At 71.1% G+C, this 15,531-nt stretch carries 12 protein-coding genes; 11 read left to right on the top strand and 1 reads right to left on the bottom strand.

Going from position 1 to position 15,531, the window contains the following annotated elements; translation table 11 throughout:
• Window positions 1-20: 20 nt before the first annotated feature.
• The 7 genes from ACFVYS_RS27310 to ACFVYS_RS27280 all read left to right on the top strand — a co-directional run bounded on the left by ACFVYS_RS27310 (window position 21) and on the right by ACFVYS_RS27280 (window position 9,081).
• Window positions 21-863, top strand: coding sequence for a nitrilase-related carbon-nitrogen hydrolase (locus ACFVYS_RS27310; RefSeq protein WP_389506141.1), 843 nt, complete (start codon window positions 21-23; stop codon window positions 861-863).
• The gene (locus ACFVYS_RS27305) at window positions 860-2,143 is read left to right on the top strand and encodes an aspartate aminotransferase family protein (RefSeq protein ID WP_389506140.1); all 1,284 of its coding nucleotides are present in this window, start codon (window positions 860-862) and stop codon (window positions 2,141-2,143) included. The genes ACFVYS_RS27310 and ACFVYS_RS27305 overlap by 4 nt, the downstream gene beginning before the upstream one ends.
• Before the next feature lie 30 nt (window positions 2,144-2,173).
• Window positions 2,174-3,757, top strand: a complete 1,584-nt coding sequence (locus ACFVYS_RS27300) for a PucR family transcriptional regulator (protein WP_389506139.1) — start codon at window positions 2,174-2,176, stop codon at window positions 3,755-3,757.
• Window positions 3,758-3,937: 180 nt separating this feature from the next.
• Entirely contained in the window at window positions 3,938-4,780 is an 843-nt protein-coding gene (locus ACFVYS_RS27295) for a nitrilase-related carbon-nitrogen hydrolase (RefSeq protein WP_389506137.1), read from the top strand.
• A 124-nt stretch (window positions 4,781-4,904) separates the two neighbouring features.
• The gene (hydA, locus tag ACFVYS_RS27290) at window positions 4,905-6,308 is read left to right on the top strand and encodes a dihydropyrimidinase (protein ID WP_389506135.1); all 1,404 of its coding nucleotides are present in this window, start codon (window positions 4,905-4,907) and stop codon (window positions 6,306-6,308) included.
• Between the two features lie 11 nt (window positions 6,309-6,319).
• Window positions 6,320-7,339 carry a TIGR03842 family LLM class F420-dependent oxidoreductase gene (locus tag ACFVYS_RS27285; RefSeq protein WP_362570578.1) on the top strand — a complete coding sequence of 340 codons (1,020 nt, stop codon included), beginning with the start codon at window positions 6,320-6,322 and terminating at the stop codon, window positions 7,337-7,339.
• Between the two features lie 203 nt (window positions 7,340-7,542).
• Window positions 7,543-9,081: an NCS1 family nucleobase:cation symporter-1 gene (locus tag ACFVYS_RS27280; protein ID WP_389506133.1), complete on the top strand. Its 1,539-nt coding sequence runs from the start codon at window positions 7,543-7,545 to the stop codon at window positions 9,079-9,081.
• A gap of 85 nt (window positions 9,082-9,166) precedes the next feature.
• Here ACFVYS_RS27280 and ACFVYS_RS27275 read toward each other — a convergent pair whose 3' ends face one another.
• Window positions 9,167-9,835, bottom strand: a complete 669-nt coding sequence (locus ACFVYS_RS27275) for a hypothetical protein (RefSeq protein WP_389506131.1) — start codon at window positions 9,833-9,835, stop codon at window positions 9,167-9,169.
• A 391-nt stretch (window positions 9,836-10,226) separates the two neighbouring features.
• On the opposite strand from ACFVYS_RS27275, the gene ACFVYS_RS27270 reads away from it, so the two are divergent.
• From ACFVYS_RS27270 to ACFVYS_RS27255, 4 genes are all read left to right on the top strand, one after another.
• Entirely contained in the window at window positions 10,227-12,053 is a 1,827-nt protein-coding gene (locus ACFVYS_RS27270) for a gamma-glutamyltransferase family protein (RefSeq protein ID WP_389506129.1), read from the top strand.
• A gap of 201 nt (window positions 12,054-12,254) precedes the next feature.
• Entirely contained in the window at window positions 12,255-13,112 is an 858-nt protein-coding gene (locus tag ACFVYS_RS27265) for an inositol monophosphatase family protein (RefSeq protein ID WP_389506127.1), read from the top strand.
• Window positions 13,113-13,394: 282 nt separating this feature from the next.
• Entirely contained in the window at window positions 13,395-14,807 is a 1,413-nt protein-coding gene (locus ACFVYS_RS27260; RefSeq protein ID WP_389506125.1) for a phytoene desaturase family protein, read from the top strand.
• Window positions 14,808-14,842: 35 nt separating this feature from the next.
• Complete coding sequence (locus ACFVYS_RS27255) at window positions 14,843-15,352, top strand: O-acetyl-ADP-ribose deacetylase (protein ID WP_389506123.1); 510 nt, start codon at window positions 14,843-14,845, stop codon at window positions 15,350-15,352.
• The last annotated feature ends 179 nt before the right edge of the window (window positions 15,353-15,531 follow it).

The following is a 15,531-nucleotide window of genomic DNA, read 5'->3' as shown; positions in this document are numbered from 1 at the left end:
TCCCGTCGAAGGAGCAGCTCATGGCCAACGTCGTACGTGCCGCACTGGTCCAGGCCACCTGGACCGGCGACACCGAGTCCATGGTGGCGAAACACGAGGAGCACGCCCGCGAGGCGGCCCGCCGGGGCGCGAAGATCATCGGGTTCCAGGAGGTCTTCAACGCTCCCTACTTCTGTCAGGTCCAGGAGCCGGAGCACTACCGCTGGGCCGAGCCGGTCCCCGACGGGCCGACCGTGCGTCGTATGCAGGAGCTCGCGCGCGAGACGGGCATGGTCGTCGTCGTGCCGGTCTTCGAGGTCGAGCAGTCCGGTTTCTACTACAACACCGCCGCCGTGATCGACGCCGACGGCTCGTACCTCGGCAAGTACCGGAAACACCACATCCCGCAGGTAAAGGGTTTCTGGGAGAAGTACTACTTCAAGCCCGGCAACATCGGCTGGCCCGTCTTCGACACGGCCGTCGGCAAGGTGGGCGTCTACATCTGTTACGACCGGCACTTCCCGGAGGGCTGGCGGCAACTCGGTCTCAACGGCGCGCAGCTGGTCTACAACCCGTCCGCCACCCACCGCGGCCTCTCCGCCCACCTCTGGCAGCTGGAGCAGCCCGCGGCCGCCGTCGCCAACGAGTACTTCGTCGCCGCGATCAACCGGGTCGGCGTCGAGGAGTACGGGGACAACGACTTCTACGGGACGTCGTACTTCGTCGACCCGCGCGGGAAGTTCGTCGGCGAGGTCGCGAGCGACAAGGACGAGGAACTCGTGGTCCGTGACCTCGACTTCGACCTGGTCGAGGAGGTCCGGCAGCAATGGGCCTTCTACCGCGACCGCCGTCCCGACGCCTACGACGGGCTGGTGCGGCCGTGAGCGACCTCCACGCCCGTCACCGCAAGGTCCTGCCGGACTGGCTCGCCCTCTACTACGAGGACCCGCTGGAGATCACCCACGGCGAGGGCCGGCACGTCTGGGACGCCGAGGGCAACAAGTACCTCGACTTCTTCGGCGGCATCCTCACCACCATGACCGCGCACGCGCTGCCCGAGGTCACCAAGGCGGTGAGCGAGCAGGCCGGGCGGATCAACCACTCCTCGACGCTCTATCTCAACCGGCCCATGGTCGATCTCGCCGAGCGCATCGCCCACGTCAGCGGCATCCCCGACGCCCGCGTCTTCTTCACCACCTCGGGCACCGAGGCCAACGACACGGCGCTGCTGCTCGCCACCACCCACCGGCGCAGCAACACCGTGCTCGCGATGCGCAACAGTTACCACGGCCGTTCCTTCAGCGCGGTCGGCATCACCGGCAACCGCGGCTGGTCGCCGACCTCGCTGTCCCCGCTCCAGACGCTCTACGTGCACGGCGGGGTACGCGGACGCGGACCGTTCGCCGCTCTCGGCGACGCCGAGTTCATCGAGGCCTGCGTCGAGGATCTGAAGGACCTGCTCGGTCACACCCGCGCGCCGGCGGCCCTGATCGCCGAGCCCATCCAGGGGGTCGGCGGGTTCACCTCGCCGCCCGACGGACTGTACGCGGCCTTCCGTGAAGTGCTGAACGCACACGGGATCCTGTGGATCGCCGACGAGGTGCAGACCGGCTGGGGCCGCACCGGCGAGCACTTCTGGGGCTGGCAGGCGCACGGCCGCAGCGGACCGCCGGACATCGTCACCTTCGCCAAGGGCATCGGCAACGGCATGTCCATCGGCGGTGTCATCGCCCGCTCCGAGATCATGAACTGCCTGGACGCCAACAGCATCTCCACCTTCGGCGGCACCCAGGTCACCATGGCGGCCGGCCTCGCCAACCTCTCCTACCTGCTGGAACACGACCTCCAGGGCAACGCCCGACGGGTCGGCGGCCTGCTCATCGAGCGGCTGCGGGCCGTCGCCGCCCAGGACCCCGGGGTACGGGAGGTGCGCGGGCGCGGGCTGATGATCGGCGTCGAGCTGACGAGACCCGGCACCGACCAGGCGGACCCGGACCGGGCGGCCGCCGTGCTGGAGGCGGCCCGCGCCGACGGGCTGCTGATCGGCAAGGGCGGCGGTCACGACACCAGCGCCCTGCGGATCGCCCCACCGCTGTCCCTCACCGTCGCGGAGGCCGAGGAGGGCGCCGCGATCCTCGAAGGCGCGCTGAGGAGCACGCAGTAGCGCAGGCCTGAGCCAAGGGAACACAACGCCATGACCATCACCCTGGAGCCCTGGGGGCCCGTAGAGCCCCTGGAACCCGCCCTGTCGGTCCGTCAGGTCCTGGCCCTGGAACGGGTACTGGCCGGGGAACCCGAGGTGGTGGCCGGCGCGGGCCAGCTCGACCGGCCGGTGCGCTGGGTGCACGTCGCCGAGGCCGCGGACGTCGGCGTGATGCTCAGCGGCGGGGAGATGGTCCTCACCACCGGAGTGCTGCTCGCCGGCGACGAGAACGCGCAGACCGAGTACATCCAGTCCCTGCACCGCGCGGAGGCCGCCGCCGTGGTGCTGGGACTGGGACGGGCGTTCCCCGCCCCGCCGGACGTGATGCGGCGCGCCGCCGAACGGTGCGGACTGCCGATGGTCGTACTCCACCGGCCCTTCCCCTTCGCCGAGTTGACCGAGGTGGTCCAGTCCCGGCTGGTCCAGCGGAAGTTCGCCGCCGTCAGCCTGTCGGAGGCCGTACGGACCGCCCTCACCGGTCTGATCACCGCGGGTGCCCCGCTGCAGCTGCTGCTCGACGAGGTCGCCCAGCACGCCGCCTGTCCCGTGGTCGTCACCAACCTCGCCCACCGGGTGCTGGCGACGGCGGGGGAGCGGTCGGCGGTCGACGACGTGCTGCGGGACTGGGAGCGCATCGCCCGCCAGGCCGGCGGCAGCGAGGGCGACGGCTGGATCCGCGCCGAGCTGGGCGGCCGTGGCGAGCGCTGGGGACAGATCATGCTCTGCGGCCACCGCGGCGACACCGCCGGCGGACGGCTCCTCGCCGACCGGGCCGCCGAGGCCCTCGTCCTGCACCGCATGCTCGGCGGCACCTCCGCCCACACCTGGGAGGAGCAGTCCGCGCAGAGCCTGCTCACCGACCTGGTCTCCGGTGTCGTGCCGGCCAGGCAACTGCTGCCCCGGGCCCGGGCGGCCGGGCTCCCCGTCAACCGGCGCACCTTCGTCCCCCTGGTCGTCCGTGACGGCGATCCCGCCCAACTGGAGCGCATGCTGCGCCTGTTGGGAATGACCGGGCTGGTCGCCGAGCTCGCCGACGGGGCCACCGCCGTGCTGCTCAGCCTCGCCCGCGACCAGGACGCCCAAGCGCTCACCGCGCACTTCGCCGCCCGGCTGCGGACCGAGTCCGGGGAGAGCCGTACGGTCGTCGCGGCGGCCGCCCCGCGCATCGTCTGGGACGACGTGTCCGCCGGGCTGCGCGAGGCCCAGCATGTCGCGGACGCCGTGGCCGACTCCTCGGCCGCCCTCGACCTCCCGGCCGTCGTCCGCCTCAAGGACGTCCATCTGCGCGGCCTGGTCCGGCTGCTGCGGGACGACCCGCGTGTGCAGTCATTCGCCGAGCGGGAGCTGGACGGGCTGCTGTGCGCGGCCGGGGACGACCTGCTCGCCGTACTGCGGACGTATCTGGCCACCGGCCGGAACAAGTCCCGCACCGCCCAGCTCCACCACGTCTCCCGTCCCGCGCTGTACCGCCGGCTGGAGGCGATAGAGGGACGGCTGGGCGTGGACCTCGACGACTTCGAACAGGCCGCCTCGGTGCACATCGCGCTTCTCGCGCACGACGCGCAACAGGGCTGACCGCAGCGGGCGGAAACAGCCAGGAAACATGGAACGACCAGGGAAAACGGTGGTGAAACATGGGTCCGGAAAGACGTGACACGGTGACACGCCGGACGCCCGCAGGCGTGACACCGTGCAACTCAAAGCAGGCTCGCCGGCTTCCTAGGCTCCTCGTACACCGAGCGACCGGAGGTCCCGATGAGCAGAGTGATCCGTGCCGCCGTCTTCCAGACGGCCTGGACCGGCGACAAGGAATCGATGATCCAGGTCCACGAGCAGGCGGTCCGCGACGCGGCCGCGCAGGGTGCTCAGGTCCTGTGCTTCCAGGAGCTGTTCTACGGACCGTACTTCTGCCAGGTCCAGGACCCGCAGTTCTACGAGTACGCCGAGCAGATCCCGGACGGCCCGATCGTCAAGCGTTTCCAGGCGCTCGCCAAGGAGCACGGCATCGTCCTGGTGCTGCCGATGTACGAGGAGGAGCAGCCGGGCGCCCTCTACAACACCGCCGCCGTGATCGACGCGGACGGCTCGTACCTCGGCAAGTACCGCAAGCACCACATCCCGCAGGTAAAGGGTTTCTGGGAGAAGTTCTACTTCCGGCCCGGGAACGTGGGCTGGCCCGTTTTCGAGACGGCCGTCGGGAAGGTCGGCGTCTACATCTGCTACGACCGCCACTTCCCGGAGGGCTGGCGCGCGCTGGGACTGGAGGGCGCCGAGATCGTGTTCAACCCCTCGGCGACCTCGCGTGGTCTGTCCGCGTACCTGTGGCAGCTGGAACAGCCGGCCGCGGCCGTCGCCAACGAGTACTTCGTCGGCGCGATCAACCGGGTCGGTGTCGAGGAACTCGGCGACAACGACTTCTACGGGACCTCGTACTTCGTGGACCCGGAGGCCCAGTTCGTCGGCGAGGTGGCGAGCGACAAGGAGACCGAACTCGTCGTCCGCGACCTCGACATGGCCAAGCTGCGCGAGGTCCGCGACCGCTGGCAGTTCTACCGGGACCGCCGCCCGGAGGCCTACGGCCCGCTGACCGCACCGTAAGACCCGAGGCCCCCGCGTCCCTCTCCGGGGCGCGGGGCAGCGTCCGTGTGCGGCTCCGCCGCGGGGCGCGACCGGCCTCGAACGACCCGCACGTCACGACCACAACCCAGCGGAGCGTCCACGCATGAGCACCCGTACCGTCATCCGCGGCGGCCTCGTCGTCACCGCGTCCGACGAGATCCACGCCGACGTCCTGATCGAGGACGGCCGTATCGCCGCCCTCGCCGCCTCCGGTACCACGGCCGCCGAGGCCTGGACCGCCGAGAGGGTCATCGACGCCACCGGGAAGTACGTGATCCCGGGCGGGGTCGACGTCCACACCCACATGGAGCTGCCGTTCGGCGGCACCTTCGCCTCCGACACCTTCGAGACCGGCACCCGGGCGGCCGCCTGGGGCGGCACGACGACCATCGTCGACTTCGCCGTGCAGAGCGTCGGACGCAGCCTGCGCGACGGGCTGGACGCCTGGCACGCGAAGGCCGAGGGCAACTGCGCCATCGACTACGGCTTCCACATGATCGTCTCCGACGTGAACCAGGACACGCTGAAGGAGATGGATCTGCTGGTGGCTGAGGGCGTCACCTCCTTCAAGCAGTTCATGGCCTATCCCGGCGTCTTCTACAGCGACGACGGTCAGATCCTGCGCGCCATGCAGCGCTCCGCCGAGAACGGCGGACTGATCATGATGCACGCGGAAAACGGTATCGCCATCGACGTCCTGGTCGAGCAGGCACTGGCCCGCGGCGAGACGGATCCGAGGTACCACGGCGAGGTCCGCAAGGCCCTCCTCGAAGCCGAGGCCACCCACCGCGCCATCAAGCTCGCGCAGGTCGCGGGTGCTCCGCTGTACGTGGTGCACGTATCGGCGATGGAAGCGGTTGCGGAACTGGCCCGGGCGCGCGACGAGGGGCTCAACGTCTTCGGCGAGACCTGCCCGCAGTACCTGTTCCTGTCGACGGACAACCTCGCGGAACCCGACTTCGCGGGCTCGAAGTACGTGTGCTCGACGCCGCTTCGGCCCAAGGAGCACCAGGCCAAGCTGTGGCAGGGCCTGCGCACCAACGACCTCCAGGTCGTCTCCACCGACCACTGCCCCTTCTGCTTCGTGGGCCAGAAGGAGCTCGGCCGGGGCGACTTCTCGAAGATCCCCAACGGTCTGCCGGGGGTCGAGAACCGGATGGACCTGCTGCACCAGGCCGTCGTCGACGGGCACATCAGCCGCCGCCGCTGGATCGAGATCGCCTGCGCCACCCCGGCCCGCATGTTCGGCATGTACCCGAAGAAAGGCACCATCGCGCCGGGCGCCGACGCCGACGTCGTGATCTACGACCCGCACGCCGAGCAGATCATCTCCGCGGACACGCACCACATGAACGTCGACTACTCGGCGTACGAGGGCAAGCGGCTCACCGGCCGCGTCGAGACGGTCCTGTCGCGGGGCGAACTCGTCATCACCGAGCGGGAGTACACCGGACACGCCGGTCACGGCGCCTACACCCCGCGCTCCACCTGTCAGTACCTCAACTAGGAGCAGCGCACATGGACTTCGGACTCGTCCTGCAGACCGATCCGCCGGCCTCGAAGGTCGTCGAGCTGATGAAGCGCGCCGAGGGCAACGGCTTCACGTACGGCTGGACCTTCGACTCCGCCGTGCTCTGGCAGGAACCGTTTGTGATCTACAGCCAGATCCTGGCGAACACCAGCAGGCTGACGGTGGGCCCGATGGTGACCAACCCGGGCACCCGCACCTGGGAGGTCACCGCCTCCACCTTCGCCACCCTCAACGACATGTTCGGCAACCGCACCGTGTGCGGCATCGGCCGCGGCGACTCCGCGATGCGCGTCGCGGGCCGGGCCCCGAACACCCTCGCCCGGATCAGTGCGGCCATGAAGGTCATCAGGGCGCTCGGCTCGGGCCAGGAGGCGGATCTCGGCGGCACGGTCGTCAAGTTCCCGTGGATCAAGGAGGACGCCCAGCTCCCCGTCTGGATGGCCGCGTACGGCCCCAAGGCGCTGAAGATGACCGGCGAGGAGGCCGACGGCTTCATCCTCCAGCTCGCCGACCTCTACCTCACCGAGTACATGGTGAAGGCCGTCAAGGACGCCGCCGTCGCCGCCGGCCGTGACCCCGCCGAGGTGAAGATCTGCGTCGCCGCCCCGGCGTACGTCACCGAGGACGACTCGCCCGAGGCGCTCGCCCACGCCCGTGAGCAGTGCCGATGGTTCGGCGGGATGGTCGGCAACCACGTCGCCGACCTCGTGTCCAAGTACGGCGAGCACTCCGCCGCCGTACCGGACGAACTCACCGACTACATCAAGTCCCGTGAGGGGTACGACTACTCGCACCACGGGCGGGCCGACAATCCCGACACCGCGTTCGTGCCCGACGAGATCGTCGACCGGTTCTGCCTCGTCGGACCGGTCGAGAAGCACATCGAGAAGCTCGAGGCGCTGCGTGCGCTGGGCGTGGACCAGTTCGCCGTCTACGACATGCACGACGCCCAGGAGGCCACCATCGACGCCTACGGGGCGAGGGTGATCCCGGCCGTCAACGGCTGACCCGCGCACCGGCCGCCGTACGGCGCACGGACCGCCGTACGGCAGCACGGACCCGCCCCGCCGTACGGCGGGGGAAATCCGTAGTAACCGCTCAACTCCCCAACCCCCCACTCCAGTTCTCCCCTCCTCCGGCATCCCGGAGGAGGGGGCCGGAGACCCCGCACGGCCTTTCCGGATCCGCCCCTCGTTTGATTGGCCTGCCCATGACCGACACCGCTCCCACGGCCATACCGCCGACTTCTCAAGTCACCCTCGCCGACGGCAGGGTGGAGATCGCCCCTGGTTCGCCGCAGCCCAGCGGCCCCTACGCCAACGAGGACCTGCTTCCGGTCCCCGTGGAGAAGCGCACCTGGACCACGTACAACTTCTCCGCGCTGTGGGTCGGCATGGCCCACAACACGGCGTCGTGGACGCTCGCCTCCGGTCTGATCGCCGTCGGCATGGACTGGAAGCAGGCGGTGCTCACCATCGCCCTGGCCAACGTCATCGTGCTGGTCCCGATGCTGCTCACCGGGCACGCCGGGCCGAAGTACGGGATCCCCTTCCCGGTCTTCGCCCGCGCCTCCTTCGGCATCCGAGGTGCCAACCTGCCCGCCGTCGTAAGGGCGTTGGTGGCCTGCGGCTGGTTCGGCATCCAGACCTGGATCGGCGGCGAGGCGATCTACTTCCTGGCCGGGAAACTGATCGGAAACGGCTGGAGCGACGCCGGTGAGATCGGCGGCTACGCGTGGACGATGTGGCTGTCGTTCGCGATCTTCTGGGCGCTCCAGGTCGCGATCATCTACCGGGGCATGGAGACGATCCGGCGCTTCGAGAACTGGGCGGCGCCCTTCGTCCTGGTCGGCGCGCTGGTGATGCTGATCTGGATGAGCAACAAGGCAGGCGGTTTCGGCCCGTTGCTGGACCAGCCGTCCAAGCTCGGCTGGGGTGCCGACTTCTGGAAGCTGTTCTGGCCGTCCCTGATGGGCATGATCGGTTTCTGGTCGACGCTGTCGCTGAACATCCCGGACTTCACGCGGTACGGAAAGTCGCAGAAAGCGCAGACCTGGGGTCAGGCGCTCGGCCTGCCCACCACCATGACGCTGTTCGCGCTGCTGTCGGTGATGGTCACCTCCGGTTCGCAGGCGGTGTACGGCGAGACGATCTGGGATCCGGTACAGCTCGCCGCCAAGACCGACAACGTCTTCGGTCTGCTGTTCGCGCTGGTGACCGTGCTGGTGGCGACCCTGTCGGTGAACGTCGCCGCCAACCTGGTCTCGCCGGCCTTCGACTTCTCCAACATCGCGCCCCGGAAGATCAGTTTCCGTACCGGCGCCCTCGCCACCTGTGTCCTCGGGGTGCTGATCTTCCCGTGGAAGCTGTACTCCGACCCCCAGGGCTACATCTTCACCTGGCTCGGACTGGTCGGCGGTCTGCTGGGCACGGTCGCCGGCATCCTCATCGCCGACTACTGGGTCCTGCGCCGCGGCAAGCTCGACCTGACCGATCTGTACCGCACGGGCGGCCGTTACTGGTACGACGGCGGCTGGAACTGGCGGGCCGTGGTGGCCTTCGTGACCGGCGGAGTGCTCGCCGTCGGCGGCGCCAGCTTCAAGCCGCTGGTCGACGGACGGCCGATCCCGGCGCTGGAATCCCTCGCCGACTACGGCTGGGCGGTCGGGCTCGGCACCTCGATGGTGCTGTACCTGGCCCTGATGCTGCTGCTGCCCGCAGGGCAGGAAGAGCACGCGGACGCCGTCTGACGTGTGGCGCGAGAACGGCCGGAAGAGCGAGTGTGCTCTTCCGGCCGTGGCGCGTCCTGGTCCGGGCGGTGCGCGGTGGGAGCGCTCAGCTCTTCTGGCCGTTCGACAGGGCGGCCACCACTTCCTTCGCGGCCTTGATCGCACCCTTGTTGATCTCGTCGGTGCTGGGCGCCTTCTTCGTCTCGAAGTCGCTGCCGTTGTAGTTGACGACCACCAGCGCGTTGGACACCCGGGCGATGACGACGCCCTCACGCGTCTGCTGCTTGTCCTCGGTCGTGAGGTTCACCACCGAATAGCCCTCGTCGCCGAGCCCGGGGACCGCGCCGCCCCCGCTCTTCTCGCCGGTCCGCTCCTTGTACGACGTCTGTGCCGCGTCGTCCGACTCCGTGATCTCGAAGGAGACGTCGAGCCACCGGTAGTCGTAACCCTTGAGCGCGTTCCAGGAGCAGGTCCGGCGCAGATCGGTGTCCGTGGAGGGGATCTCCTTGCCCGCCGTCTTGGCGCCCGGCACGAGTGCGGTGACCGTCTTCGCGGCGATGCTGGTGCACGGGGCGGGCGCGGCGGCGTACGTCTTGGACACGGCCGTGGAGGAGGGGCCGGACGCCTTCTCGGACTGGGTCTTCTGCGTTTCCTTCGCCGCGGTGTCCTGCTTTTCGGTGAGCGGGCCGGACGACATCGCCCAGCCCGCGCAGGCGAGCACGACCACGGGGGTCAGACGCGCGGTGAGGGCGAGCGGCAGTGGGAGTGAGCGCACGGCGCACTTTCGTGGGGGACGGTGCGGACGGAGTCCGCAGTGCGGACAGTGGACGCCAGTGTCACACGACTCCCTGTGGGGCGGAAGTGTGAACTCGCTCCGTGGCTGCGCGGTGACGAAGGGGCCCGGCCCAACCGGGACATCACGGCCCTTCATGCGACATCTTCACGAGACGCCTCCGGGCGGCACCTTCACGCAACAGCCGTAGAGGACACCCGTATGCCACACCTTCTTGCGGCGCCCGTATGCAACACCTTCTTGCGGCGCCCCAGTAGGGCCCCCTCGTACGGCTTCCGCACGCGGCCGCTTCCTGGGGCATGGGACGGGGCGGGTGCCCGGCGGGTGGGTACGTACGATCCCGGGAACGGCCGCAGCGCAGTGAGGAGCCCCCGTGTTCACCACCCGCCCCACCCTCCAGGGCACCTTCGGCATGGTGTCGTCCACGCACTGGCTGGCCTCGCAGTCGGCCATGGCCGTCCTCGAGAGCGGCGGCAACGCCTACGACGCCGCCGTGGCCGGGGCCTTCGTGCTGCACGTCGTCGAACCGCATCTCAACGGCCCCGCAGGCGAGGTGCCCATCCTCCTCGCCCCGGCCGGCGGCGAGGTGCGCGTGCTGTGCGGGCAGGGAGTTGCGCCGGCGGGCGCGACCGTCGCCCACTACCGGGCACTCGGCCTGGACCTCGTACCCGGCACCGGACCGCTGGCCGCGGCCGTGCCCGGCGCGTTCGACGCCTGGATGCTCCTCCTGCGCGACCATGGCACCAAGTCCCTCGACGAGGTGCTGCGGTACGCCATCGGGTACGCCGAACACGGGCACGCGCCCGTGGAGAACGTCGGCGCGACCGTCGAGACCGTACGGGAGCTCTTCGAGACGGAGTGGACCTCGTCGGCGGAGGTGTACCTGCCGGGCGGGAAGCCGCCGCGCCCTGGCGCACTGCTGCGCAACCCCGCCCTCGCCGGCACCTGGAGGCGCCTGCTCGCCGAGACCGCGGGGGCGGGCGGCCGGGAGGCGCGGATCGAGGCCGTGCGAGAGGTGTGGCGGTCCGGGTTCGTCGCCGAGGCCCTCGTCCGGCAGGCGGCCCGGCCCACCCTGGACACCAGCGGGGAGCGCCACACCGGCACGCTCACGGCCGCCGATCTCGCCGCCTGGTCCGCCTCCTACGAGGCGCCGGCGACGTACGACTGGAACGGCTGGACGGTGTGCAAGGCCGGCCCCTGGAGCCAGGGCCCGGCCCTCCTCCAGCAGCTCGCCCTGCTCCCGCCCGAACTGCCCGCGTACGGCTCCGCCGACTACGTCCATCTCCTGATCGAGGGCTGCAAGCTCGCCATGGCTGACCGCGAGGCCTGGTACGGCGACGCGGCCGAGGTCCCGCTGGACGAGCTGCTCGCCGCCGGCTACAGCGCGGAGCGGCGGCGGCTGATCGGCGACAAGGCGTCGTACGAGCTGCGGCCCGGCAGCCCCGGCGGCCGTACCCCGCGGCTGAGCACGCACGCGTACGTGATCGCCGACGACGACCCCTCCTTCGACCCCATGGGCGCAGGCGAGCCGACGGTCGCCAAGCACACCACGTCCCCCGTGCCGGGCGAACCGGAGGTGGGCGCGCAGGGGGCCACCCGGGGCGACACCTGCCACCTCGACGTCGTCGACCGCTGGGGCAACATGGTCGCCGCCACGCCCAGCGGCGGCTGGCTGCAGTCCAACCCGGTGGTGCCCGAGCTGGGCTTCCCGCTCGGCACCCGGCTCCAGATGACCTGGCTGGAGGAGGGCCTGCCGAACTCGCTGACGCCCGGCCGCCGCCCCCGCACCACCCTCACCCCCTCGATCGCCCTGCGCGACGGGGTGCCGGTGCTGGCGTTCGGCACCCCCGGCGGCGACCAGCAGGACCAGTGGCAGCTGCACTTCCTGCTGGCCGTGGCGCTGCGCGCGCGGGTGCGCGGCGGTCTCGACCTCCAAGGCGCGATCGACGCCCCGAACTGGCACAACGACGCCTTCCCCGGCTCCTTCTACCCGCGCGGCATGCGGCCGGGCAGCGTCACCGTGGAGTCCCGGATGCCGGCCGGGGTGGTGGAGGAGCTGCGGCGACGCGGCCATGACGTGACGATCGGCGACCCCTGGTCCGAGGGCCGGCTGTGCGCGGTCGCCCGCGACCCGGAGACCGGGATCCTGCTCGCGGCCGCGAACCCGCGCGGGATGCAGGGGTACGCGGTGGGCCGCTGACACCGGACGCGGCTCGGGTCGACGGCGCGCGTGCGCGGTGGGTCGCTGACCTGCGCTTGCGGGTAGGTCGCTGACGTGCGCGTGCGGGGTGGGCCGCTCACGCCGGAGAGCGGAGGGACGCGTTCCTGTTCTTCATCCCGATTCCACCCGGGATGCACCGGGCAGGTGGGGACTGTCAGTGGGGCGTGCTCTCATGGAGGCATGATCGAAGACACGGAAACCATCGACGAGTTTCTCGCCCGCCACTCGGCCGACGTGGAGGAAGCGGTCCGCGAGGCCGCCGCGGCCGAGATCATGCCCCGCTTCCGGCAGCTCGGCGCGCACGAGGTCGACCAGAAGAGCGGACCGCACGATCTGGTGACGGACGCCGACCGGAACGCGGAGCTCTACCTCACCCGGGCCCTCGGCGCCCTGCTGCCCGGCTCGGTCGTCGTCGGCGAGGAGGCCGTGCACGCCAACCCGGCCACGTACGAGGCGATACAGGGAGACGCGCCGGTCTGGATCGTCGACCCCGTCGACGGGACACGGCAGTTCGTGCACGGCGACGACGGCTTCTGCACCCTGGTCGCGCTCGTCCGGCACGGCGTCCTGCTCGCCTCCTGGACCTACGCCCCGGCCCGCGATCAGCTGGCCACGGCCGTCCGCGGCGGCGGCGCGTTCCTGGACGGCGAGCGACTGTTCGCCGGCCCGCCCGAGCCCGGCCGCGACCTGGTGGTGGCCACCTCCCACCCCGACTACACGACCGACGAGCAGAAGAGTGCCCTGCTGGGGGTCTGGACGGACGGGGTCGCACCGCGCGCGTGCGGATCGGCCGGACTCGAGTATCTCGCCATAGCCCGGGGTGAGTTGGACGCCACGGCGTTCTCCTGGGAGGCGGCCTGGGACCACGCGGCCGGCCTGCTGCTGGTGGAGGAGGCGGGCGGTGCCCATCTCACCCTGGACGGCGGACCGTTCCGGGTCACGGGCGGCAACTCCCTGCCCTTCACGGCGGCCCGGGACGCGGCGACGGCCCGTCGCGTGGCGGGACTGCTGTCGGGCGTCGGACCTCGGCCGAGGTGAGGCGGACCGGGGAGGTGCCCGTTCCGGGAACGCGACGGGACCGCAGCCACTCCGGCCGGGCGCGAGCGAGGCACAGCCGCGTCGAGAGACCCTGGGCCGCGTCCGGCCGCCGACACACAGGCCGCTCCGGCGGACGCCCTGCGGGGACGGTTCGACCGAGGCATTCGGGGATGTTTCGAGGGCCCCGCGCCGCAGGTGTTGTCGTACCCCCGGCATATCCTGCTTGTGGGGGCCACCGGTCTACGGAGGTCACCGGCTGACGAAGGGGTCGAAGTGCCGTCGATGCTCGATGCGGTCGTGGTGGGAGCGGGGCCCAACGGGCTGACCGCGGCGGTGGAGCTGGCCAGGCGTGGCTTCTCCGTGGCGCTCTTCGAGGCGCGGGACACCGTGGGCGGGGGAGCGCGCACCGAGGAGCTCACCCTGCCGGGCTTCCACCACGACCCGTGCTCCGCCGCACACCCCCTCGGCATCAACTCACCCGCGTTCCGCGCACTGCCCCTGGAGCGCTACGGCCTGGAGTGGCTGCACGCCGAGCTGCCCATGGCCCACCCCTTCCTCGACGGCAGCGCCGCCGTGCTGTCGAGGTCGGTCGCCGAGACGGCCGCCTCCTTCGGGCCGCGCGACGCGGGCACGTACCGTCGGCTGGTCGAGCCCTTCCTGCCCAAGTGGGACACCCTGGCCCGCGACTTCATGTCACTGCCGCTGACCGCGCTCCCGCGTGACCCGGTCACCCTGGCCCGCTTCGGCCTGGTCGGACTGCCGCCGTCCAGCTGGCTCACCCGCCGCTTCCACGACGAGCGGGCCAAGACCCTGTTCGCCGGACTCGTCGGGCATGTCATGGCCCCACTGAGCGGCTTCGCCACCGGCGCCATCGGCCTGGTCTTCGCCCTCGCCGCGCACGCCCGCGGCTGGCCGGTGGCCCGGGGCGGCTCCCAGTCCATCTCGGACGCCCTCGCCGCCTACCTCAAGGACCTCGGCGGCAGCATCCACACCGACTACGAGGTCAAGCGCCTCGACGACCTGCCGCCGGCCCGCGCCTACGTCTTCGACACCTCGCCCACCGCGCTCGGCCGCATCGCCGGCTTCGGCAACTACTACGAGGGCTACCGGTACGGACCCGGCGTCTTCAAGATCGACTACGCGCTCGACGGGCCGGTCCCGTGGACCGCGAAGGAGGCCCGCGCCGCCGGCACCGTGCAGATCGGCGCGGACAGCGCGGAGATCGGCGCCGCCCTCAGAGCGGTCTCCCGGGAGGACCGGGCACCCGACCGGCCCTTCATGATCACGGTGCAGCCCGGTGTCGTCGACCCGAGCCGCGCCCCGGCCGGCCGGCATGTCTTCTGGGCGTACGGCCATGTGCCCAGCGGCTGGACCGGCGACCTCACCGACGCCATGGAACGCCAACTGGAGCGCTTCGCACCCGGGTTCCGCGATCGCGTCCTCGCCCGGGTGACCGCGGGCCCGGCCGAACTCGCCGCCCGGAACGCCAACTACGTGGGCGGGGACATCGCCTCCGGAGCGGTCTCCGGGCTCCAGATCCTGCTGCGGCCCAAGCTGACGCCCTTCCCGTACGCCACTCCGCACCCGGCCGTCTTCCTCTGCTCCTCGGCCACCCCGCCCGGCCCCGGCGTGCACGGCATGTCGGGCCACAACGCGGCGAAGGCCGTATGGCGGAGGCTGCGGCAACAAAGGTGACCGGCCGTCCGCTGTCTTTGGGTATACACGCGGACATGACCACGATCACGCTCGTCCAGGGCGACATCACCCGGCAGTCCGTGGATGCCGTCGTCAACGCGGCCAACTCCTCGCTGCTCGGCGGCGGTGGCGTCGACGGAGCCATTCACCGCCGGGGCGGCCCAGCGATCCTCGCCGACTGCCGACGGCTGCGCGCCTCGCAGTACGGCAAGGGCCTGCCCACCGGCCGGGCGGTGGCCACGACCGCGGGGGAACTGGACGCCCGCTGGGTGATCCACACCGTGGGCCCCGTGTACCAGGGCTCCGGCAGCGACCCCGCCCTGCTGGCCTCCTGCTACCGCGCGTCCCTGGAGGTCGCGGACGAGCTGGGCGCGCGTACCGTCGCGTTCCCGGCCGTCTCCACCGGGGCGTACGGCTGGCCGATGGCGGATGCCGCCCGTATCGCGGTCGAGGCGGTGCGCGCGGCGGAGACGGCGGTCGAGGAGGTGCGGTTCGTGCTGTTCGACGAGCAGGCGTACCGGGTGTTCGCTGAACTGCTCCGCTGACCGGAGGGACGGAGTGCCGGAAGGTCGGAGGGCTGGAAGGTCGGCTACCGGCTACCGGCTACCGGCTACCGGCTACCGGCTACCGGCTACCGGGCGACGGGCGGGACCGCGGGGACGCACCGACGGGCGGCGCGGTGGGCGCCTCGACGAACGGCAGGTCCGCGGGGGGCAGGGTGACC

This window comes from Streptomyces sp. NPDC058295 (genome assembly GCF_042880655.1).
Lineage (GTDB): Bacteria > Actinomycetota > Actinomycetes > Streptomycetales > Streptomycetaceae > Streptomyces > Streptomyces coriariae.
The sequence above is the reverse complement of the archived record's forward strand: the minus strand, read 5'-3'. Positions and strand labels throughout refer to the sequence as shown.